The organism is Citrobacter werkmanii, from assembly GCF_008693645.1.
In the GTDB taxonomy this organism is placed as follows: Bacteria; Pseudomonadota; Gammaproteobacteria; order Enterobacterales; family Enterobacteriaceae; genus Citrobacter; species Citrobacter werkmanii.
This window is the reverse complement of the sequence record NZ_CP044101.1, coordinates 4011585-4033761: the sequence shown is the minus strand read 5'-3', so window position 1 is coordinate 4033761 and position 22177 is coordinate 4011585. Positions and strand designations below refer to the sequence as shown.

Here is a 22177-nt window from a genome sequence, read left to right as displayed (position 1 = left end):
CTTAGAAATCATAACGGAGTCCAACGATGAGCGCATCATCATTGGTTTTTTTGTTCTTACTGGCGAATTCTTTATCATAAGTAAATGATAACCACGTATCTTCAGCCAATGTTAATTGCGCTTCAGCACGCCAGTCTTCTTTTTCAGCGATATCTTTACCATCTTCATTTAAAAAACTATATCCAGTGAGAACCTTGACGGTGCCAAAGTTGTAGGAAATAAGTGAATCCATTCCTTTATAATTATTATCACTTTTGTTATCGCGGGAAATAGAAGTCCGTAACGCGGTTACCGCGACTTCATAGGCTTTATAGTTGAGTTGTAACCCTCCCATAATTTGATCGTTTTGATTACGTCCATCGGTAGTCTCTACCCCATCCTGTCGTTTATAACGACTGGCAGCAATCGCAGGTGTAATTCTAAAATCGCCAAATTTGAAAGACTTGCGATAGCTGGCCATCGCGCCGTAGTCCAGGGCTTCGTTATCGCTGTTGCCATTACCAGAGACCCATGCCAACTGAATCTCATTGCCCGCAAATTTGGCGTTCCACTGTACGGTGCCGTCCTGGCGGTTGAACTGGTACGAATCATCAATGGTTGTAATGCCATAGCTGTAGATATTGGGGGTAAAGTTTTTGTACTTATCGGTCATTTTCATTACCTGATACAGCGGGTTTTTGGTTCTCCCGGTGATCAGTTCACCCCATGTTTTATTCGACAGGCCGACATAGGAATAGCGGGCCTCCATATCGCTTTCACCGGTATTGTTATCATTTTTTTCGGTACGCACCTGCCATTCCAGGCGACCCACGATTTTGGTATCTGGCAGAAGATCCAGATCTCGGGTGAGATAAATACCTACACGGCCACCCAGATCGCTTCGGCTTTCACTACCGGCAAATGAATTCTGGCCACTGGCAATTTTGCCCTCAACGCGACCATAGATATCCAGAGTATTTCCATCCTTATTATAGACGTTTAAGGCGAACGCCGAGGAACTCATACCCATTAGTAATATTAGTGAATAATTTTTTAGCTTCATGTCATCCCTCAAAACAGCATTAATTTCCTGACCATAAAAAGAAAGTTCACAGCGGGATAATTGTTTGTGGAAAAGGAATGGCAGCGATATGGGAAACATTTTTTCTCGTAATGAAATGTGATTATTCACGCATAAATATCTCCGATTGCGCTATTGTATTAATGGTTCTTATATTTAATGAGCGATTTTATTGAAATATTACGACTGTTTAAAATGTAATGCGAAAATTACTGTGAAGTGCATCCCATTTCTATCGGATGTAAAAACTGAAAATGGGAATAGTGCATTCTCATAGTCGGTTTTGGGGTGGGAATACTATTTTCCCCTGTAATTTGCAGGACAGATCCCGCAAAATTGATTAATCACATTTTCGATTATGACGCATTCATTGGCCGGAGAGGCGCTGTATGTTCGGTAAGCAAACAACGGTATTTGATTCTGATCTTTATTCTTCATTGTTCACCCACGGTCGGATGCGGGAAATATGGTCTGACGACAATCTGATGCGTTGCTGGCTGCGTTTTGAGGCCACTGTCGCACGCATTCAAAGTGAGTTAGGGATTATCCCTGAGCAGGCGGCAGCAGAAATTGCGCAAGCCTGCCAGGAAATACAGATAGACTGGCCTGCTCTGGCCAAGGATACACAAACGGTGGGGATGGCGATAAAACCGCTAATTGATCAGATCTCTGCTTCTGGCACACCTTTGGTAAGCCAGTTTTTGCACTGGGGATGTACCACTCAGGACCTACTGGATTCAGGAATGGCGATGAGATTGCAGCAAACGCTGCAGTTGCTGCGTGAGCAATTGTGTGATGTGGGTGAAGCGATGAAAGCGATGGCAATACGTCACACCCGTACGGTTATGGTTGCGCGCACCAATTCGGTGGATGCCTCCGCCACAACATGGGGGCTTCATGTTTGCAGTTATCTGGCAGAGGTTAACCGCCATCTGGCAAGACTCCAGCAGTTGTATCCGCGTGCGGTGACCGGACTCTTTGGCGGTGCGGTGGGGAATCTGGCTTCCGTGGGCGAGAAGGGAATGGAAACGCGTGAACGACTGATGCAGGCGTTAGGTCTGAACGTGCCCTGTGGTATTAACAACGCCAGTCAGGATGCGGTCGTTGAAGTTGTGCAGTTTTTTGCGCTTGTTCACGGCACGCTGTGTCGACTGGCTAACGATGTCGAAACCATGGGGCGCACGCCGATTGCTGAAGTGTTTGAGGGCGAAGGCGGCGGCGGATCCAGCACGATGCCGCACAAAGTCAATCCGCGCGCCAGTAACATGATGCAAACGCTGGCCAGAATGGGCTGGATGTATGCTTCCGGCGCACCGTCCATGCTGGATCAACAGGATGTGCGAGCCGCCTCTATGAGGGTCCTGAACTGGACGATCCTTCCGGAGGCCTCTAATGCCTTATCGACCAGTCTTACACGTGCAAAAAATTTGCTTTCTCATCTCATTATTAATGAAGAGAAGATGCGCGCTAATTTTGACTGCTCGAAGCACTTTATTATGTCGGAATCGCTGACGATGAAGCTTGCCGCTAAAATTGGCAGGGAATCTGCCTATAACTTAGTGAAAAACCTGCTGAAGCATGCAACAGGCGAGCAAAGCTTCATGGAGATCGTGCAGTCCAGTTCGGTAATCCGCGCGTCATTGTCTGTGGCGGAAATTGCCGCCGCCTGCGAACCGCTGTCATATATTGGGGCTAACGATGCGCTAATTGCAGAAACGGTTGCTGAATTCGATCGTGTGAAAACGACAGAGATGGCCTGAATCGTAATGCTGCCTGGAGAGAGAATCCTCCTGGCGGCATTACGTGTTGTGTGCTGAGGCCGAAAATGTTTCAAAGAAGACGAACAATTCTTCCAGTTGGGCAAAATTCCCCTCGTTATCTCCTTTCTCATAAGCCAGATGCAAAATCAGTTCGATGAAGAAGAAGCCGAGAATACGGCTTTGAAAAATGGATTGTACGTCGCTGGGGAGAACAAACTGCAGATCGCAAAATTTACCGTATGGGTTTGCCTCTGAGTTGGTCACCAGCACCACGGCAGCATTCTTTTTTCTGAACCACTTTGCAATATTGAGGGCTACCCGATTAAATCGATAGTAGGAGAACACAATCAGTACGTCGTCCTCCTTAATATTGATGAGACATTTAGGGAGTTCGCTGATATCCGTCGGTAACAGAGTGATGTCACTGCGAAAGTACTTTAACAAGGTACAAAAATGTGTCGCCATGGCATGAGAAGACGAAGGACCAACAACATAAATATGACGTTGATTGTTCAGTACCAGATCGATAAAAGCATTCAGGCTTGTAATATCGATATTATTCTTAAATTGATTAAATAATTCTGCTACTTTGTGGGTGAAATCGGTAACGATACTTTCAGTGGTAATGTCAGGATTGTTACGCTGTATGGTGTTTTTCTCAAAAGGTGCAGAGATTTTATTTTTTGACAGCGTAATGTCTAATGCTTTGCGGAAAGCAGCATAGCCCGTAAACCCAATTTTATTCAAAAATCGGCCAATGGTCGCTTTGCTTACCATCGCATTTTGTGAGAGGTCGACAATGCCATGATAGGGGAGTTCATTGAAGTGTTTATTTATGTACTCATTGAGTCGGCATTCAGATTCAGTTAAATCACCCATATTAAGAGTAAGAGAATTATATTCATCCAGACTTAATGTGTTTTTTTTGTACATGGATAATACCCGATGGCTGTTGTATATCAACGTTGTTATAGGGTAATACGCTTTCGACGTCAATCATAGAGTGAATATGTTGGAAACCCGTATCCATCTATTTCTGCAGAGCGCGGACACATTCAGATGAGTTGCGATCTTACTCACAAAAAGGGGTGGGAAAACACCTTTCCCGTATTTTACGCTCACACAAACCATTACAATTAAGACTCAATATTTGAGTATGTAATACGATAAATTAACGTACATATTATAGCTGCTTATATATAGGTGTTATTTTTTACTATCCTACATAAGCTATGATGATATGACAGGTAACCCTACCCGATTTGTATGGCATAGGAATTGTTATTATGACGGCGTTTATTATAGCAATAGTGATAACAGTTATTGCTGCATGGTTAATTGTGAAAAATTATCAGCCGCAAACTGTTTTATTACTCGCTGGACTGGCATTATTGACCATTACCGTACTGTTTTATCCAGAAAACAGCATTCTCTATGATAAAGCGAAATCCACGGGGTCAACCTGGCTGGATATCTTTAGTTTTGCAAAAGAATCGCTTACCACACAAATTGCGGGCATTGGTCTTATCATTATGGCTGCGGGAGGATTCGCCAGCTATATGGATCACATCAAAGCGTCGAATGCGATGGTTAATATGTGCATTCGACCGCTGCAGGTGATTAAAGCGCCTTATTTAATCCTTGCGTTAGGGTATATCTGTGCGCAGCTTCTGCATGTGGCAATTTCAAGTGCGGCGGGTCTGGCGATGTTGCTACTGGTGACATTCTTCCCGGTTCTGGTTCGCCTGGGTGTCAGTAAAGCTTCTGCGGCCGCGATGATTGGCCTGTGCGCGTTTATGGATTTAGGGCCTGCGGTTGGTACGGCGAATCTGGCGGCGAAGCATGCCGGTATGGAAAGTGCTATCTACTTTGCCCATTATCAGATGCCGGTGGCTGTGGTAGTCATGCTGGCTGTGGCGGTGGTGATTTATTTCACCGCAAAATATTTCGACAAGAAAGATGGCTTCGTACCTGGCGCACAAAGCGTGGTTGAGGCCGAAGAAGAGGGGCGTAAAGTCCCTGCTGTTTACGCGTTGTTGCCGGTATTACCCGTGGTACTGGTGCTGGTCTTTAGTCCGCTAGTGATCAAATCCATCAAAATTGACGTGGTCACGGCGATGATTCTTGGCGCAGTGGTCGCTTTTTTCTTCGAACTGGCGACCACGCGGGATTTTAAAAGTTGCTGCAAAGGAATACAGGTCTTTTTCAAAGGGATGGGCAGCATGTTTACCAGCATCGTTTCTTTACTGGTATGTGCGGACATCTATGCTCAGGGGCTGCAGAAAATTGGCGCGGTGGATTACTTACTGCAGTCCGTACAAAACGCCGGTCTGGGCTTTACCAGCATGACGCTGGTGATGACTGCGCTGGTGGGCGTAACCGCTGTGCTGACAGGCTCTGGCGTTGCGGCCTTTTTCTCCTTCTCCGGCCTGGCGCCCTCGATTGCGGCAAAATTTGGTGAAAGCGCCGTCAATATGATCCTCCCTATGCAGCTGATGGCGGGTATGGGGCGCTCGATGTCTCCAGTGGCTGGCATCATTATTGCGGTAAGTAAAGCGGGGGAATGTTCACCGTTTATGATCGTTAGAAGAACGCTGCTTCCCGCGCTGGCCGGTATCGCGGCGATGCTGATTGCCAACTATGTCCTGATTTGAATCCCGGGAGCCTGTTAATGCAGGCTCTTATTTTTTATCTGGTTGTAATTTATGGATGTCAACGTGACAAACGATGTTTTATACGTTCCGTTTACGGGAAAGTTACTGCTTGAGTCTCCGTTATTAAACAAAGGAAGCAGTTTCACTCAGCAAGAAAGGCATGACTTTAACCTTGGTGGATTACTGCCATGCGCTATTGAGAATATTGATGAACAAGCCGAGCGAGCTTATCAACAGTACCTCGAAGCAGAATCACATAATGCCCGACATATTTATCTGAGAAATATTCAGGATACCAACGAAACGTTATTTTATTACCTGCTGAAAAAATATCTGCCTGAGATGCTGCCAATCGTTTATACCCCGGTGGTAGGTGCTGCCTGCGAAAAATTTTCCTGGATATACCGACGAGCGCGCGGCGTCTTTATTTCCTGGCCCGATCGCGAACGTATTGACGATATATTGCATGATATTCCACGGCACGATATCAAGGTGATCGTCGTCACCGACGGCGAGCGTATTCTGGGATTGGGCGACCAGGGGGTTGGTGGTATGGGCATTCCTATCGGGAAGTTGTCTCTCTATACCGTCTGCGGCGGAGTTAATCCGGCGAATACGCTGCCGATATTACTGGATGTCGGCACGAACAATACGCGACTACTGGACGATCCGCGCTATATCGGCTGGCGTCATCCGCGCGTAACCGGTGAAGATTATTTCGCGTTTATTGGAATGTTTATTGCTGCCGTAAAACGGCGCTGGCCCAACGTACTGCTGCAGTTTGAAGATTTCGCCCAACATACAGCCGTGCCTTTGCTGGAACGTTATCGCGATGAATTGTGCTGCTTTAATGATGATATCCAGGGCACGGCGTCGGTGGCTCTGGCCACCATACTCGCTGCCTGCCGTGGCAGCGGCCGGGACTTCCGTCAGCAATCGATCGTGATTGTAGGGGCGGGGGCTGCGGGATGTGGGATCGCCCGGCATATTATTGCTTGTCGTATGTCTGAGGGAATGAGCCAGGCTGAAGCCCGACGGACCATTTTTATGGTGGATCGCGACGGTCTGGTGATGACGACCAATGAGGCATTAGCTGTTTTCCAGCAACCGCTGGCGCAGTCGCCCGATGCGTTATTTGGCTGGCAATACGAGATGCAGACTCCGTCGTTACTGGAGGTGATCCGCAATGCCAAACCTGCGGTAATGCTGGGCGTTTCGGGCCAGGCAGGATTGTTCTCGCAGGAAGTGATTAGCACGATGTACCAATACTGCGATCGTCCTGTTGTGATGCCGTTGTCGAACCCCACCTCGAAAATGGAAGCACGGCCAGAAGATATTCTTCACTGGACCGAGGGACAGGCCATTATCGCAACCGGTAGCCCATGCGAGCCGGTAGAGATGTATGGACGTGTCATTCCTGTTTCACAGTGTAATAACGTGTATGTTTTCCCGGCGATCGGTCTGGGGGCTATCGCCAGCGGCGCGACGCGGGTAACAGAGGCAATGTTGATGGCGGCAAGCCGTGCGCTGGCGGAAGCTTCTCCGCTGGTGCGTGACGGTGAAGGCGCGCTGTTACCAGAGATTGGCACAATATGCGAGGTGACTCGCAACATTGCGTTTGAGGTCGGCAAGGCGGCGTGGCAATCAGGTGTGGCGGAAAAAATGAGCGACGATGCCTTGTTGCGGAGCATTAAAGATAACTTTTGGCTACCGCACTACCGCCCTTATAAACGACGGGCAATTTAGTCATTTTCCGGGTAAGCGAACTCATATGATGGTTGCCTTCACTTTTAAGGTGTATTATTTATGCAACTTAATTGGGAGGCACCATGTCCGGCAAACGTATTGCACGTGAAAAAATGACGATCCAGAGAATGATCTCGCTGTACGAGCGCCAGTGTCCGCAGGCCTCAGACGAGCCGGGGCATTACGATGCGTTGTTTGCCTATGCGCAAAAGCGTCTGGATAAGTGCGTATTTGGTGAGGAAAAACCGGCCTGCAAACAGTGCCCGGTACACTGTTATCAACCCGCCAAACGTGAAGAGATGAAGCAGATTATGCGCTGGGCTGGGCCAAGAATGCTCTGGCGTCATCCGATACTGACCGTACGTCATCTGATTGATGACAAACGTCCCGTCCCGGAATTACCCGAGAAGTACCAGCGGAAGAAGTAATGTAGCAATTCTATGCCGGATGGCGGTTGCGCCTTATCCGGCCTACAAATATAAACGCACCAGTGGGTAGACCCGATAAGCAAAGCGCCATCGGGCGAACCGTTAAACCAGCGCATCCTTATCAATACCCAGGCGCTTCATGCGTGACAGTAACGTCGTGCGCTTCAGTCCCAGTCGTTGCGCCGCGCCTTTGGGGCCGGCAACCACGCCGTTAGTCTCTTTCAGCACGCGCATGATCAGCTGGTATTCATCTTCGCCATCTTGTGCGACTTCGGTCGCCACTGGCGGCGTGGAAGGCGTCAAAGCGACAACATCCGGCAGAGACAGTTGCAGTACATTGCCCCTTGTGAGTAGCACCGCGCGTTCTACCACATTTTCCAGTTCACGCACGTTACCCGGCCATTCCATACTGCTCAGCGTACGCAGCGCTTCAGCGGGAATACTGTCGATATTGCGCCCCATTCGGCGGGCAATTTTAAAGGTGAAAGCTTTTACCAATAGCGGAATATCTTCCGGGCGTTCGCGCAGCGGCGGCAGATGGATCGGGAAGACGTTCAGCCGATAGTAGAGATCGTTGCGAAACTCGCGATCGGCGACCATCTTTTTCAGATCGCGGTTGGTGGCGGCGATCAAACGGACATCGGTCTGGATCAGCTTATTGCTGCCCAGACGCTCAAACTCCTGTTCCTGCAAAACGCGCAATAGCTTCGGCTGAAGCTCAAGCGGCATGTCGCCCACTTCATCAAGGAACAGTGAGCTTTTGTCCGCCAGTTCGAAACGCCCAATACGTTGCGTGCTGGCTCCGGTAAACGCACCGCGCTCATGACCAAACAGATCGCTTTCCAGCAATCCGGCAGGCATTGCCGCACAGTTCATTTTTACCATCCGGCGGGCGTTACGACCGCTCAGGTTATGAATTGCTCTGGCGATCAGCTCTTTGCCTGTCCCGGTCTCGCCGAGAATCAATACGGTGCTGTCACTTTGCGCCACCATCTCGACCTGTTTGAGCACACTGTACATCGCTTCGCTGCGGCCAATGATTTCGCCGAACTCGCTGTCAACGTTGTTGAGCTGCTCGGTCAGCGCCAGGTTTTCATCGACCAGACGTTCTTTCAGACGGTGAATTTCCTGGTAGGCGAGGGCGTTATCCACGGCAATCGCCACACGCTCGGCAATCTGGCGTAGCAGTTTGAGATTGGCGGTGGTGAAGACTTTCTCTTCGCACTGCGCCAGCTTCAGTACGCCAAGCATGTTATTGCCGGACATCAACGGCAGCAGGCACAGCGTCTGTAATTGGTTGCCCCAGGTCTCGAACAGCATCCGTTCATAAGGAGCAAGGGCGTCGCGTTCGCTCAGGTTAATCAGCAGCATCTCTTTGCTTTTGAAGACCCGCTCAGAGAGTGTGCCTGCTTCGTCCACTTCGCTCTGTTCGTGCGCCGGATGATGCTCATCCAGATAGTGGGTGGAGTAGATGCTCAGCTTATTTTTGCGACTGCTGCGTAACACGATACTGATAGCATCGATGTCGAAATAATGGTGGATCTCTTTGGCGACTTCGCTGACCAGTTCATCTATGTCCAGTCGGGAAAGCACCGCATTGGTGATGGCGACCAGGATGCGAAAGTTGTCACGCTCACGGCACAGCAGATCGTAATCGACGTTATTGCTGACTCTGCTCTGAATTTGTTCAGCCACGACACCGACAATCTGGGTGAAGGTCTGGAGCCGATTGTACTCTTTTTCGCTCCATGGTCGGTCTTCGTTGCGGATGAATTCGCAACCGCCAAAGATGCGCCCATCCGCCGCCAGCGGCAGCAGACAGTAGTGACCAAATTCAGAATACAATCCGCCGGATGCCAGCTGCGGCCAGGTTTCCGTGAACTCATGATAGTTGCAGTGCAGCGCGTCGGGGCGCGACAGGATACGGCGTATCGGCCCATGCGCCAGCACCGTTTCGTCTTCATAATCGATAGGTTTACTATTTTCGCGCGTCGCAAAATAACGCGCACGTTGCGTTTGTGCCTGCCATAAGACAATAGCCGCGCAGTCGGCCAGTCCGGAATGCCTGGCCAGCTGTGAAAGCGCCTCGCTGAGAGACTGAAGATCGGGCTGCTGTAATAATGTACGAGTAATATCGAACAGGCCTTGCTGTCCGAGGTCACTCATCGGTGTATACGACATATTGCTTTTCCAGGGAAAGCACCGCAAAACGGTGCGAAAACGGTAAATGAATTATAGGTATAAGTCGTAAATTATTGCCGGATGGCTGACCGCAAACTCGCTGGTCACGCAATCCGTAGGCCTGATAAGCAAAGCCATCAGGCGATAATGCAGCGTTAATGCCGGATGTCGACGCCAATGCGTCTTATCCGGCTTACAGCATGCTGCCAACTGCCTGCTAGCATATACGAGGTAAAGGTTCAGCGTGTGGTAAATCGAGGGTTCGTTTCACGCCATACAGTCCGGCAAGACGTACACCTTTACGTTCAACTACTTCGCCAATCATTGCCGCGTCGCGTCCTAACGGATGCGCGCGCAGCGCAGCAAGCACGCTTTCAGCAGCCTGACGCTCAACGGCAATCACCAGTTTGCCTTCGTTGGCAAAGTTGAGCGCATCAAGGCCCAGCAGCTCGCAAACGCCACGCACCGCAGGCTTCATGGGCAGGGCCGCTTCAGACAGCTCAATACCAAATCCACATGATGCGGCAAACTCATGCGTCACCGCATTCACGCCGCCACGGGTGGCGTCACGCAGCGCCTTCACGCCGGGTATATCACGTATCGTCTGGATAAGCGGCGTGAGCACCGCACAGTCGCTAACCAGTTCGCCATCAAGACCCAATTGCTCGCGCAGATTAAGAATGGTTGCGCCATGGTCGCCGAGCGTACCGCTAACCAGCAATACATCGCCAGGGCCGAGAGTTTGCGCACCCCAGTGAATGTTGGCGGGGATCGCGCCCATACCGGCGGTGTTGATGAACAACTTATCTGCGGCGCCACGCTGCACGACTTTGGTATCACCGGTCACGATGGCGATGCCCGCTTCGCGTGCGGTTGCCGCCATGCTGGTGACGACGGTTTTCAGCGTCTCCATCGGCAGACCTTCTTCAAGGATAAACCCGCAGGAGAGATAACGCGGAATCGCGCCGCTGACGGCGACATCGTTAGCCGTACCGCAGATAGCCAGCTTGCCGATATTACCGCCGGGGAAGAACAACGGATCGATAACATAGCTGTCGGTAGAGAACGCCAGACGATCGCCCTCTGCAACCAACTGCGCCAGTTCCAGACGCGCCTGATCTTCCTGTTCCGCCAGCCACGGATTAGCAAAAGCCTCCATAAACAGACTGTTGATCAACTGCTGCATAGCCTGACCGCCGCTACCGTGGGCGAGTTGTACGCTGTTCATGCTTCACACTCCTGCTGACGATACTGATACCAGGCGGCACATGCGCCTTCTGAGGAGACCATCAGTGCACCAAACGCGGTCTCCGGGTTACAGGTTTTACCAAATAACGGGCACTGATGCGGTTTACATCTGCCGGTCAACACCTCTCCGCAACGCGCGCGCGGATCGTCATATACCTGCTGTGGCGCTGGCTGAAAATGCGCTTCGGCATCAAAACGTTGATAGTCCGGCGTCAGGTGAACGCCAGACGATTCGATCACGCCCAGACCGCGCCATTCGCTGTCGCCGTTGACGCAAAATACCTCAGCGATGGCCTGTTGCGCTAAGGCGTTACCGGCATCCGGTACTACGCGGCGGTACTGGTTTTCGACCTGGCTTTGGGCGGCGATTTTCTGTTCAATCAGCATCACCACGCCTTGCAGCAGGTCGAGCGGCTCAAAGCCGGCGACCACTAACGGGCGATGGAAATCTGAGGCAATGAAATTATAGGCGTCGGTGCCAATCACCATGCTGACGTGCCCCGGTGCTAAAAAGGCATCGATGCCGTTGTCCGGCTGTTCCAGCAGGCTGCGCAGCGTGGGGATTAGCGTAATGTGCTGACAGAAAAAGTAAAAGTTCTGCACATCGCGTTGTTTGGCCTGCTGCAGGGTAATGGCGGTGGTTGGCATGGTGGTTTCAAAACCCAGACCAAAGAACACAACCTTACGCGTTGGGTTTTCCTGCGCCAGCTTCAGCGCATCCATCGGCGAATAGACGATGCGGATATCCGCGCCGCGCGCTTTGGCCTGTAGTAGTGAGCCTTGTTTTCCCGGCACGCGCATGGCGTCGCCAAAGGTGCAGAAAATCACTTCCGGATGGCTGGCGATTTCAACACAGCTGTCGATCCTGCCCATCGGCAGAACGCAAACCGGGCAGCCAGGACCGTGAATGAACTCCACGTTTTCGGGCAGCAGTTGGTCGAGTCCGAATTTGAAAATAGCGTGGGTATGACCACCACAAACTTCCATGATGCGCAGCGGTCGCTCGGCGGTGTAGGGGAGGAGAGCGGCACGTTCACGCAGGTGCTCTATCAACTGCATCACCTGTTCTGGTGCGCGGTATTCGTCAACAAAACGCATTTATTTTTCCTCGCCGTACAGCAACGCGCCGACATCCGGCTCAACGTCAAACATATTTTGCAGCGCGTCGAGCGTGTCGCGCGCTTCTGCTTCATTAATGATGCTCATCGCAAAGCCGACGTGGACCAGTACCCACTGACCCAGACGCGGCTGACCATTTTCATCACAGCTACCGACCAGCGTCAGGTCGACGTCGCGCTGAATACCGCAAACGTCGACTTTGGCCTGGTTGCCATCAATGGTGCGGATTTGACCCGGAACACCTATGCACATCGCTGCGTCTCCAGCCAGGAGAGCCATTGGTCCATCCCTTCGCCGCTGGTGGCGGAAATCAGGATGATCTCAATGTCCGGGTTCACTTCCCGGGCGCTGGCGATGCACTTTTCAACATCAAAATTGAGGTACGGCAGCAGATCCACTTTATTGAGCAGCATCAGCGATGCGGCGGCAAACATATGCGGATATTTCAGCGGCTTATCTTCGCCTTCGGTGACGGACAGCACCGCCACTTTATGACGTTCGCCGAGGTCGAAGCTGGCCGGGCAGACCAGGTTACCGACGTTTTCAATAAACAGAATGCCGTTGTCATCAAGCGGCAAACGCGGCGCGGCGTCAGCAATCATTTGCGCGTCAAGGTGGCAACCTTTACCCGTGTTGACCTGGATGGCGGGGGTGCCGGTGGCGCGAATACGGGCGGCATCGTTGACCGTCTGTTGGTCGCCTTCAATCACGGCGCACGGAACGCTGTCTTTCAGCTTGATCAGCGTTTCGGTCAGTAGCGTCGTTTTACCTGAGCCCGGGCTTGAGACGAGGTTTAATACCAGATGCTGACGAGCGGCAAAACGGGCGCGGTTACGTTCGGCCAGGCGGTTATTTTTGTCCAGCACGTCAATTTCGACTTCCAGCATACGGCGCTGGCTCATGCCTGGCGCATGGGTACCCGCCTCGCCATGACCGTAGTGCAGGTCGCCTTCTGCGGTCTGGCTCGGTGCGAAATTAGAGGTTTTCACACCGGTAATATTCAGCGCCGGGCGAGCCGCCGGGGCAAATGGCGCGCTGCGAAACGCCGAGTGGGGATTATGCTCATCACCCTCTATATAAAGGTTGCCTTCAGCGCAACCACATGTCGTACACATCGCTCACTCCTGATCTCTTTCTTGTTACAGGCTTTTTGCCGGATGGCGACGCAAGCGTCTTCTCCGGCCTGGCAGGTGCCACCGGAATTAGTCTTCGGCGTCGCCTATTTCAATTCGTCGAATCTGTAGACCATCATCGGCCACAATTCTCAGCGTATCGCTGTTGCATTGCGGACACCGACGCACGCGTTGCGTCAGTAACGTGACGTATTGCTGACAAGATTCGCACCAACATTCTGCTTCTTGTTCTTCGAGGTGGAGTTTACAACCTTCTGCAAGGGTCCCACGGCATACCAGATCAAAACAAAAGGCGAGAGCGCTGGTTTCTACGCAAGAAAATGCGCCAATTTTGAGCCAGACCCCAGTTACTCGCTTGGCACCGTGTTGCGTGGCCTGTTGTTCAATCAATTCCAGTGCTCTTTGGCAGAGGGTTATTTCGTGCATACCGCCTCCTATGAAGTTGCCGTATTAAAAGCAATAAACATGCCAGGTTGAATTTTTTCATCCGTGACAATGACGACAATGACGAAATGACACGTCGTCACCCGTCTTTGATTTTTTATATATTTGAAAATAAAGGAAATTAATTTTGGCATGAAATGTGCTTAAGGCTGTTCATCTCTGCTAAACGGGTAACCTGACATGACTATTTGGGAAATAAGCGAAAAAGCCGATTACATCGCTGAACGGCATCGTCGCCTACAGGACCAGTGGCGTATTTACTGCAACTCGCTGGTTCAGGGGATCACCCTGTCGAAAGCGCGTTTGCATCATGCGATGAGCTGCGCGCCGGACAAAGATCTGTGCTTTGTCCTTTTTGAACACTTCGTTATCTACGTCACGCTGGCGGATGGCTTCAACAGTCACACCATCGAGTATTACGTCGAAACGAAAGAGGGTGATGATAAACAACTGATTGCACAGGCACAGTTGACCATCGACGGTAAAGTTGATGAGCGTATCAGCAACCGCGATCGCGAGCAGGTGCTGGAGCACTATCTCGAAAAAATCGCCAGTGTCTACGACAGCCTGTACACCGCGGTTGAGAACAATATGCCGGTGAATTTAAGCCAGCTGGTTGCGGGACATAGCCCGGCGTAAGCCTCGGGTGCTGCCCACGTTTGTCATGACGCGGCGTTACTACTGCGTCACGACAGTTTAGGGAATGGGCATGTCGAAAAATGTCGAAATGACATTTGCCTGACATGTTTTCGTCAAAAATGACTATCACCTGAGGAATGCCTGGTGAATCGTTTTGTAATTGCTGACTCCACTCTTTGTATTGGCTGCCACACCTGTGAAGCCGCCTGCTCAGAGACACATCGCCAGCATGGCCTGCAGTCAATGCCGCGCCTGAAAGTGATGTTAAATGAAAAAGAATCCGCGCCGCAGCTTTGCCACCAGTGTGAAGATGCGCCTTGCGCTACCGTTTGTCCGGTTAATGCGATTAATCGCGTTGACGGCGCCGTACAGCTGAATGAAAGCCTGTGCGTAAGCTGCAAACTGTGCGGGATCGCCTGTCCGTTCGGCGCTATTGAGTTTTCCGGTAGCCGTCCGCTGCATATCCCGGCAAACGCCAATACATCAAAAGCGCCGCCGGCTCCGCCAGCTCCAGCTCGCGTAAGCACGCTGCTGGACTGGGTCCCGGGCATTCGTGCCATCGCGGTGAAATGCGATCTGTGTAGTTTTGACGAGCAAGGTCCGGCCTGTGTACGCATGTGTCCGACCAAAGCCCTGCATCTGGTGAGCAACATGGATATCGCCCGCGCCAGCAAACGTAAGCGTGAGCTGACTTTCAATACCGACTTCGGCGATCTCACCTTGTTTCAGCAGGCTCAAAGTGGAGATGCAAAATGAGCGCAATTTCACTGATTAACAGCGGCGTGGCCTGGTTTACAGCGGCTGCGGTTCTGGCATTTCTGTTTTCATTTCATAAACCGCTGAGCGGCTGGATTGCAGGGGTTGGCGGCGCGGTTGGCAGTTTGTGTACGGCTGGCGCGGGTTTTATGGTGCTGACCAACGCGCTGGCGGTAAGCGGTGTGATGCCGTTTATTGGTCACAGCCTGCAAATTACCCCGTTGAACGCTATCTGGCTGATTACTCTGGGCCTGTGCGGTCTGTTTGTCAGCCTGTACAACATTGACTGGCATCGCCATCCACAGGTGAAAGCCAACGGCCTGCTGGTGAATCTGCTGATGGCCGCAGCGGTATGTGCGGTGGTTGCCAGCAACCTCGGTACGCTGGTGGTGATGGCGGAAATCATGGCGCTGTGCGCGGTGTTCCTGACCGGTTGCAGTAAAGAGGGCAAACTGTGGTTTGCGCTGGGGCGCATCGGCACGCTGCTGTTGGCGATTGCCTGCTACCTGGTGTGGCAGCGCTACGGTACGCTGGAGCTGCGCCTGCTTGACCTGCGCACCCAGGAGCTGCCGCTTGGGTCTGACATCTGGCTGCTGGGCGTGGCGGGTTTTGGCCTGCTGGCCGGGATTATCCCACTGCACGGTTGGGTGCCGCAGGCACACGCCAACGCCAGCGCGCCGGCTGCGGCACTGTTTTCTACCGTGGTCATGAAGGTCGGTCTGCTGGGTATTCTCTCCCTGTCGCTGCTGGGCGGTAACGCGCCGCTGTGGTGGGGCATTACGCTGTTGGTGCTGGGTATGATCACCGCATTTGTCGGCGGTCTGTATGCGCTAATGGAACATAACATCCAGCGTTTGCTGGCGTACCACACGCTGGAAAACATCGGCATTATTCTGCTGGGGCTGGGCGCTGGCGTAACCGGGATTTCACTGAATCAACCGGCGCTGATTGCGTTGGGTTTGACCGGTGGTCTGTATCATCTGGTCAACCACAGCCTGTTCAAAAGCGTTCTGTTCCTCGGTGCTGGCAGCATCTGGTTCCGTACCGGTCATCGTGATATCGAGAAGTTGGGCGGTATCGGTAAACGTATGCCGGTTATCTCTCTGGCGATGCTGGTTGGCCTGATGGCGATGGCCGCACTGCCGCCGCTGAACGGTTTTGCCGGTGAGTGGGTCATCTATCAGTCCTTCTTTAAGCTTGGCAACAGCGGCGCGTTTGTCGGTCGTCTGTTAGGGCCGTTGCTGGCGGTAGGACTGGCGATTACTGGCGCGCTGGCGGTGATGTGTATGGCGAAAGTGTATGGCGTTACGTTCCTTGGCGCGCCGCGCACGAAGGAAGCTGAAAATGCCTGCTGCGCGCCAATCCTGATGGGCGTGAGCGTGGTTGCGCTGGCTATCTGCTGCGTGATTGGCGGCGTTGCTGCGCCGTGGCTGCTGCCGATGATTTCCTCTGCCGTTCCACTGCCGCTGGAAACCGCGAACACCACCGTTTCTCAGCCAATGATCACGCTGCTGCTGATCGCGTGTCCGCTGCTGCCGTTCATCATCATGGCAATTTTCAAAGGCAACCGTCTGCCGTCGCGTTCACGCGGTGCGGCATGGGTGTGTGGTTACGATCACGAGCAGTCAATGGTCATTACCGCCCACGGTTTTGCCATGCCGGTGAAAGAAGCCTTTGCCCCGGTACTCAAATTGCGTAAATGGCTGAACCCGGTATCACTGGTTCCGGGCTGGCAGAATGCGGCCGCCCCGGTACTGTTTCGTCGCCTGGCGTTGATTGAGCTGGCGGTGCTGGTGGTGATTATGGTTTCACGAGGAGCCTGAAAATGAGTGTTTTATATCCGTTAATTCAGGCGCTGGTGCTGTTTGCCATGGCGCCGCTGCTGTCCGGTGTGACCCGCGTGGCGCGTGCGCGTTTGCATAATCGTCGCGGTCCGGGCGTTTTGCAGGAATACCGCGACATTATCAAACTGCTGGGCCGTCAGAGCATTGCGCCTGCGGATTCCAGCTGGGTTTTCCGCCTGACGCCGTTTGTGATGGTGGGCGTGATGCTGACTATCGCCACCGCGTTGCCGGTAGTGACCGTTGGTTCACCGCTGCCGCAATTGGGCGATCTGATCACCTTAATTTACCTGTTCGCCATCGCCCGTTTCTTTTTCTCTATCGCGGGTCTGGATACTGGTAGCCCGTTTACTGCGATTGGCGCCAGCCGCGAAGCGATGCTCGGCGTGCTGGTTGAACCTATCCTGCTGCTGGGACTGTGGGTGGCGGCGCAGGTTGCGGGTTCAACCCATATCAGCAATATCGCCGATACCGTTTACCACTGGCCTGCTGCGCGCAGCATCCCGCTGATTCTGGCCCTGTGCGCCTGTGCTTTCGCCACCTTTATCGAAATGGGCAAACTGCCGTTCGATCTGGCGGAAGCAGAGCAGGAACTGCAGGAAGGTCCATTGACCGAATACAGCGGCAGCGGTTTTGCGGTGCTGAAGTGGGGCATTAGCCTCAAACAGCTGGTCGTTCTGCAAATGTTCGTCGGCGTGTTCCTGCCGTGGGGACAGATGGAGACCTTCACCGCGGGTGGGCTGCTGCTGGCGCTGGTGATTGCCGTCGTCAAGCTGGTCCTCGGCGTGCTGGTCATTGCCTTGTTCGAAAACAGCATGGCGCGTCTGCGTTTTTGCGCCACTTCACGCGTGACCTGGGCCGGTTTTGGGTTTGCGTTTTTAGCGTTCGTCTCCTTGCTGGTGGCGTGATTTAAGAGAGTTTGAGCATGTCTGAAGAAAAATTAGGTCAACACTATCTCGCCGCTCTGCACCAGGCCTTTCCGGGCGTGGTGCTGGATGAAGCCTGGCAGACCAAAGATCAGCTGACGATCACCGTCAAGGTGAACTACCTGCCGGAAGTGGTTGAGTTCCTGTACTACAAACAGGGCGGCTGGTTGTCCGTGCTGTTTGGTAACGACGAACGTCAGCTGTGCGGCCATTACGCCGTTTATTACGTGATGTCGATGGAGCAGGGCACCAAGTGCTGGATTACCGTCCGCGTTGAAGTGGATGCCAATAAGCTGGAATTCCCATCCGTGACGCCACGCGTTCCGGCAGCCGTCTGGGGCGAGCGTGAAGTGCGCGACATGTACGGTTTGATCCCGGTCGGTTTGCCGGATGAACGTCGTCTGGTGCTGCCGGATGATTGGCCGGACGAGCTGTATCCGCTGCGTAAAGACAGTATGGATTATCGTCAACGCCCGGCGCCGACGACGGATGCTGAAACCTACGAGTTCATCAACGAACTGGGCGACAAGAAAAATAACGTGGTGCCGATTGGCCCGCTGCACGTGACCTCCGATGAACCCGGTCACTTCCGTCTGTTTGTTGACGGCGAGAACATCATCGACGCCGACTATCGTCTGTTCTATGTCCACCGCGGCATGGAGAAACTGGCGGAAACCCGTATGGGTTACAACGAAGTGACGTTCCTGTCGGACCGCGTGTGCGGCATCTGCGGTTTTGCCCACAGCACCGCCTATACTACCTCCGTAGAGAATGCGATGGGTATCGTGGTGCCGGAACGCGCGCAGATGATCCGCGCCATTCTGCTGGAAGTGGAGCGCTTGCACTCGCACCTGCTGAACCTCGGCCTGGCCTGTCACTTCACCGGTTTTGATTCCGGCTTTATGCAGTTCTTCCGCGTGCGTGAAACGTCGATGAAGATGGCGGAGATCCTCACCGGGGCGCGTAAAACTTACGGTATGAACCTGATCGGCGGTATCCGTCGTGACCTGCTGAAAGACGATATGATCCAGACCCGTCAACTGGCGCAGCAGATGCGTCGTGAGGTGCAGGAACTGGTCGATATGCTGCTCAGCACGCCGAACATGGAACAGCGTACCGTGGGTATTGGTCGTCTGGATCCGGAGATCGCCCGCGACTTTAGTAACGTCGGTCCGATGGTTCGCGCCAGCGGTCACGCGCGTGACACCCGCGCCGATCACCCATTTGTGGGTTATGGTTTGCTGCCGATGGAAGTGCACAGCGAGCAGGGTTGCGACGTCATTTCTCGTCTTAAAGTCCGTATCAATGAAGTCTATACCGCACTAAACATGATCGACTTTGGTCTGGACAACCTGCCGGGCGGCCCGCTGGCGGTGGAAGGCTTTACCTATATTCCTCACCGCTTCGCGCTGGGCTTTGCCGAAGCGCCGCGCGGCGATGACATCCACTGGAGCATGACCGGCGATAACCAGAAACTGTATCGCTGGCGCTGCCGTGCGGCGACCTACGCCAACTGGCCAACGCTGCGTTACATGCTGCGTGGCAACACTGTTTCCGATGCCCCGCTGATTATCGGTAGCCTCGATCCTTGCTACTCCTGTACTGACCGTATGACCGTGGTCGATGTGCGTAAGAAGAAGAGCAAAGTCGTACCGTACAAAGAACTTGAGCGCTACAGCATCGAGCGTAAAAACTCGCCGCTGAAATAAGGAATCGCCATGTTTACCTTTATCAAAAAAGTCATCAAAACCGGGGCGCCGACGTCGTCGTATCCGCTGGAGCCGATTGCGGTCGATAAAAATTTCCGCGGTAAACCCGAGCACAATCCGCAGCAGTGCATTGGCTGCGCGGCCTGTGTCAATGCGTGTCCATCCAATGCGCTGACGGTTGAAACCGATCTGGTTACCAATGAGCTGGCGTGGCAGTTCAACCTCGGTCGCTGCATCTTCTGCGCCCGCTGCGAAGAAGTTTGCCCGACGGCGGCGATCAAGCTGTCGCAGGAATATGAGCTGGCGGTATGGAAGAAAGAAGATTTCCTGCAGCAGTCTCGCTTTTCGCTGTGTAACTGCCGCGTCTGTAACCGCCCGTTCGCGGTACAAAAAGAGATTGATTACGCCATTGCGCTGCTCAAACACAACGGTGACAGCCGCGCGGAAAACCACCGTGAAAGCTTTGAGACCTGCCCGGATTGTAAGCGCCAGAAATGTCTGGTGCCGTCTGACCGTATTGAACTGACTCGCCATATGAAAGAGGCCAGCTGATGAGCAATTTATTAGGCCCACGTGACGCCAACGGTATTCCGGTACCGATGACGGTGGATGAATCCATTGCCAGCATGAAAGCATCGCTGCTGAAAAGCATCAAGCGTTCAGCGTATGTTTATCGTGTGGACTGCGGCGGCTGCAACGGCTGCGAAATCGAAATTTTCGCCACGCTCTCTCCGCTGTTTGATGCCGAACGCTTTGGTATCAAAGTGGTACCGTCGCCGCGTCATGCGGATATCCTGCTGTTTACCGGCGCGGTAACCCGCGCGATGCGTTCTCCGGCGCTGCGCGCCTGGCAGTCTGCGCCGGATCCGAAAATTTGTATCTCTTACGGCGCCTGCGGTAACAGCGGCGGTATCTTCCACGACTTATACTGCGTATGGGGTGGCACGGATAAAATCGTTCCGGTGGACGTGTATATTCCTGGCTGTCCGCCGACGCCTGCGGCAACGCTGTACGGTTTTGCGATGGCGCTGGGTCTGCTGGAACAGAAAATTCATGCGCGTGCGCCAGGTGAACTGGACGAACAGCCCGCTGAAATTCTGCATCCGGATATGGTTCAACCGCTGCGTGTGAAGGTGGACCGCGAAGCTCGCCGTCTGGCGGGTTACCGCTACGGTCGCCAGATTGCTGATGACTATATGACGCAGTTAGGGCAGGGTGAACATCAGGTGGCGCGCTGGCTGGAAGCGGAAAACGATCCGCGTCTGACCGAAATCGTCACGCATCTTAACCATGTAGTCGAAGAGGCGCGTATCCGATGAGTGAAACGGTGGTGTTCAGTCAACTGAGCCGTAAGTTTATTGATGAGAACGATGCGACGCCCGCAGAGGCGCAGCAGGTTGTCTATTACAGCCTGGCGATTGGTCACCACCTTGGGATCATCGATTGCCTGGAAGCGGCGTTAACCTGTCCGTGGGATGAATATCTGGCGTGGATAGCCACCCTTGCCGAGGGCAGCGAAGCCCGGCGGAAAATGGAAGGCGTGCCGAAGTATGGCGAGATCGTCATCGATTTCAACCATGTGCAAATGCTGGCGCGCGCGTTTGATGATGCGCGCGCCGTGCAGACTCCGCAGCAGCAGGAGTGGAGCAAGCTGATGCTCAGCATGCTGCATGATATTCACCAGGAAAGCGCCATCTATCTGATGGTGAGGAGACACCGTGACTGACGTTTTACTTTGTGTCGGCAACAGCATGATGGGCGATGACGGCGCGGGTCCGCTACTGGCGGAAATGTGCGCTGCCAATCCTCAGGGCAACTGGGTTGTCATCGACGGCGGCAGCGCGCCGGAAAACGATATCGTCGCTATCCGTGAACTGCGCCCACAGCGTCTGCTGATTGTGGATGCCACCGACATGGGGTTAAACCCGGGTGAAATCCGCATTATCGACCCGGATGATATTGCTGAAATGTTCATGATGACCACCCACAACATGCCGCTGAACTATCTGGTCGATCAGCTAAAAGAGAATGTTGGCGAGGTGATCTTCCTCGGCATTCAGCCGGATATTGTCGGTTTTTATTACCCGATGACGCAGCCGATCAAAGATGCGGTCGAGACCGTCTATCAACGATTAGCCGGATGGGAAGGCCACGGTGGATTTTCCGGGTTAGAAGCGCCAGAAGAGTAACCTTACCAACGCCGGATGCCAGTGGCATCCGGCCTGTTTTGAGCCTCACACACTCTGTTCTTCACTTGCCTGCTCGATAATTAATTTCCCCTGCATCACCGAAACATTCACTGCCGTCCCGGTAGGGAATCCCGCTTGTTCCAGCCAGTCGCCGTTCAGCGTTAGCGAGGCATGCCGACTGATACGGAGCGTGAAACCCGTGTTACGATCTTCATGGCGTTTTCTGACATAGCCCACTTTCAAACGACGTACGGGTTTGGTGATAACCACTGCTGTTGTGCCATTTTCATCAGACATGAACGCTTCCTTGTGGTGAACGGATAAGAGAAAAACTACTGAATAAA

22 protein-coding genes are annotated in these 22177 nt (G+C 53.0%); 13 read left to right on the top strand and 9 right to left on the bottom strand.

Annotated elements, in window-relative coordinates; genetic code table 11:
* Window position 1: 1 nt before the first annotated feature.
* Complete coding sequence (locus tag FOB24_RS19970) at window positions 2-1042, bottom strand: porin (protein ID WP_085048860.1); 1041 nt, start codon at window positions 1040-1042, stop codon at window positions 2-4.
* A gap of 407 nt (window positions 1043-1449) precedes the next feature.
* Between FOB24_RS19970 and FOB24_RS19965 the strand changes: the two genes are divergently transcribed.
* Window positions 1450-2820 carry a class-II fumarase/aspartase family protein gene (locus FOB24_RS19965; protein WP_085048861.1) on the top strand — a complete coding sequence of 457 codons (1371 nt, stop codon included), beginning with the start codon at window positions 1450-1452 and terminating at the stop codon, window positions 2818-2820.
* 39 nt (window positions 2821-2859) lie between these two features.
* Here FOB24_RS19965 and FOB24_RS19960 read toward each other — a convergent pair whose 3' ends face one another.
* Entirely contained in the window at window positions 2860-3753 is an 894-nt protein-coding gene (locus FOB24_RS19960; protein WP_085048862.1) for a MurR/RpiR family transcriptional regulator, read from the bottom strand.
* A gap of 353 nt (window positions 3754-4106) precedes the next feature.
* Between FOB24_RS19960 and dcuC the strand changes: the two genes are divergently transcribed.
* From dcuC to FOB24_RS19945, 3 genes are all read left to right on the top strand, one after another.
* Window positions 4107-5474: a C4-dicarboxylate transporter DcuC gene (gene dcuC, locus FOB24_RS19955; protein ID WP_150345370.1), complete on the top strand. Its 1368-nt coding sequence runs from the start codon at window positions 4107-4109 to the stop codon at window positions 5472-5474.
* Between the two features lie 51 nt (window positions 5475-5525).
* Window positions 5526-7220 carry an NAD-dependent malic enzyme gene (locus tag FOB24_RS19950; protein ID WP_087856230.1) on the top strand — a complete coding sequence of 565 codons (1695 nt, stop codon included), beginning with the start codon at window positions 5526-5528 and terminating at the stop codon, window positions 7218-7220.
* Between the two features lie 83 nt (window positions 7221-7303).
* Window positions 7304-7648 carry a nitrous oxide-stimulated promoter family protein gene (locus FOB24_RS19945; protein WP_044699707.1) on the top strand — a complete coding sequence of 115 codons (345 nt, stop codon included), beginning with the start codon at window positions 7304-7306 and terminating at the stop codon, window positions 7646-7648.
* 102 nt (window positions 7649-7750) lie between these two features.
* Here FOB24_RS19945 and flhA read toward each other — a convergent pair whose 3' ends face one another.
* The 6 genes from flhA to hypA all read right to left on the bottom strand — a co-directional run bounded on the left by flhA (window position 7751) and on the right by hypA (window position 13755).
* Entirely contained in the window at window positions 7751-9829 is a 2079-nt protein-coding gene (gene flhA, locus FOB24_RS19940; RefSeq protein WP_038633112.1) for a formate hydrogenlyase transcriptional activator FlhA, read from the bottom strand.
* 217 nt (window positions 9830-10046) lie between these two features.
* Window positions 10047-11057 carry a hydrogenase maturation carbamoyl dehydratase HypE gene (gene hypE, locus FOB24_RS19935; protein WP_069324562.1) on the bottom strand — a complete coding sequence of 337 codons (1011 nt, stop codon included), beginning with the start codon at window positions 11055-11057 and terminating at the stop codon, window positions 10047-10049.
* Window positions 11054-12175 (bottom strand): hydrogenase formation protein HypD, encoded by a 1122-nt coding sequence (gene hypD / locus FOB24_RS19930; protein ID WP_038633106.1) that lies wholly within the window; start codon window positions 12173-12175, stop codon window positions 11054-11056. Before hypD ends, hypE begins: the two co-directional genes overlap by 4 nt.
* Entirely contained in the window at window positions 12176-12448 is a 273-nt protein-coding gene (gene hypC / locus FOB24_RS19925; protein ID WP_038633103.1) for a hydrogenase 3 maturation protein HypC, read from the bottom strand.
* Complete coding sequence (hypB, locus tag FOB24_RS19920) at window positions 12439-13311, bottom strand: hydrogenase nickel incorporation protein HypB (protein WP_038633101.1); 873 nt, start codon at window positions 13309-13311, stop codon at window positions 12439-12441. The genes hypC and hypB overlap by 10 nt, the downstream gene beginning before the upstream one ends.
* A gap of 87 nt (window positions 13312-13398) precedes the next feature.
* Window positions 13399-13755, bottom strand: a complete 357-nt coding sequence (gene hypA, locus FOB24_RS19915; protein WP_042310587.1) for a hydrogenase maturation nickel metallochaperone HypA — start codon at window positions 13753-13755, stop codon at window positions 13399-13401.
* A gap of 198 nt (window positions 13756-13953) precedes the next feature.
* On the opposite strand from hypA, the gene hycA reads away from it, so the two are divergent.
* The 9 genes from hycA to hycI all read left to right on the top strand — a co-directional run bounded on the left by hycA (window position 13954) and on the right by hycI (window position 21833).
* Window positions 13954-14412 (top strand): formate hydrogenlyase regulator HycA, encoded by a 459-nt coding sequence (gene hycA, locus FOB24_RS19910; RefSeq protein ID WP_038633094.1) that lies wholly within the window; start codon window positions 13954-13956, stop codon window positions 14410-14412.
* Window positions 14413-14556: 144 nt separating this feature from the next.
* Window positions 14557-15168: a formate hydrogenlyase subunit HycB gene (hycB, locus tag FOB24_RS19900; RefSeq protein WP_038633091.1), complete on the top strand. Its 612-nt coding sequence runs from the start codon at window positions 14557-14559 to the stop codon at window positions 15166-15168.
* Complete coding sequence (gene hycC / locus FOB24_RS19895) at window positions 15165-16991, top strand: formate hydrogenlyase subunit 3 (protein ID WP_150345369.1); 1827 nt, start codon at window positions 15165-15167, stop codon at window positions 16989-16991. The genes hycB and hycC overlap by 4 nt, the downstream gene beginning before the upstream one ends.
* 2 nt (window positions 16992-16993) lie before the next feature.
* Window positions 16994-17917, top strand: a complete 924-nt coding sequence (locus tag FOB24_RS19890) for a respiratory chain complex I subunit 1 family protein (RefSeq protein WP_137347520.1) — start codon at window positions 16994-16996, stop codon at window positions 17915-17917.
* 17 nt (window positions 17918-17934) lie between these two features.
* Entirely contained in the window at window positions 17935-19644 is a 1710-nt protein-coding gene (gene hycE / locus FOB24_RS19885) for a formate hydrogenlyase subunit HycE (protein WP_006687169.1), read from the top strand.
* A gap of 9 nt (window positions 19645-19653) precedes the next feature.
* Window positions 19654-20196 carry a formate hydrogenlyase subunit HycF gene (gene hycF / locus FOB24_RS19880; RefSeq protein WP_038633082.1) on the top strand — a complete coding sequence of 181 codons (543 nt, stop codon included), beginning with the start codon at window positions 19654-19656 and terminating at the stop codon, window positions 20194-20196.
* Window positions 20196-20963: a formate hydrogenlyase subunit HycG gene (gene hycG, locus FOB24_RS19875; RefSeq protein ID WP_003037388.1), complete on the top strand. Its 768-nt coding sequence runs from the start codon at window positions 20196-20198 to the stop codon at window positions 20961-20963. The genes hycF and hycG overlap by 1 nt, the downstream gene beginning before the upstream one ends.
* A complete protein-coding gene (locus tag FOB24_RS19870) occupies window positions 20960-21370 on the top strand; it encodes a formate hydrogenlyase maturation HycH family protein (protein WP_003037385.1) in 411 nt (136 codons plus the stop codon). Before hycG ends, FOB24_RS19870 begins: the two co-directional genes overlap by 4 nt.
* On the top strand, window positions 21363-21833 hold the full coding sequence (hycI, locus tag FOB24_RS19865) for a hydrogenase maturation peptidase HycI (RefSeq protein WP_150345368.1): 471 nt from the start codon (window positions 21363-21365) through the stop codon (window positions 21831-21833). The genes FOB24_RS19870 and hycI overlap by 8 nt, the downstream gene beginning before the upstream one ends.
* Window positions 21834-21878: 45 nt before the next feature.
* On the opposite strand, the gene FOB24_RS19860 is transcribed toward hycI, so the two are convergent.
* Window positions 21879-22130 (bottom strand): SymE family type I addiction module toxin, encoded by a 252-nt coding sequence (locus FOB24_RS19860; protein ID WP_038633077.1) that lies wholly within the window; start codon window positions 22128-22130, stop codon window positions 21879-21881.
* Between the last annotated feature and the right edge of the window lie 47 nt (window positions 22131-22177).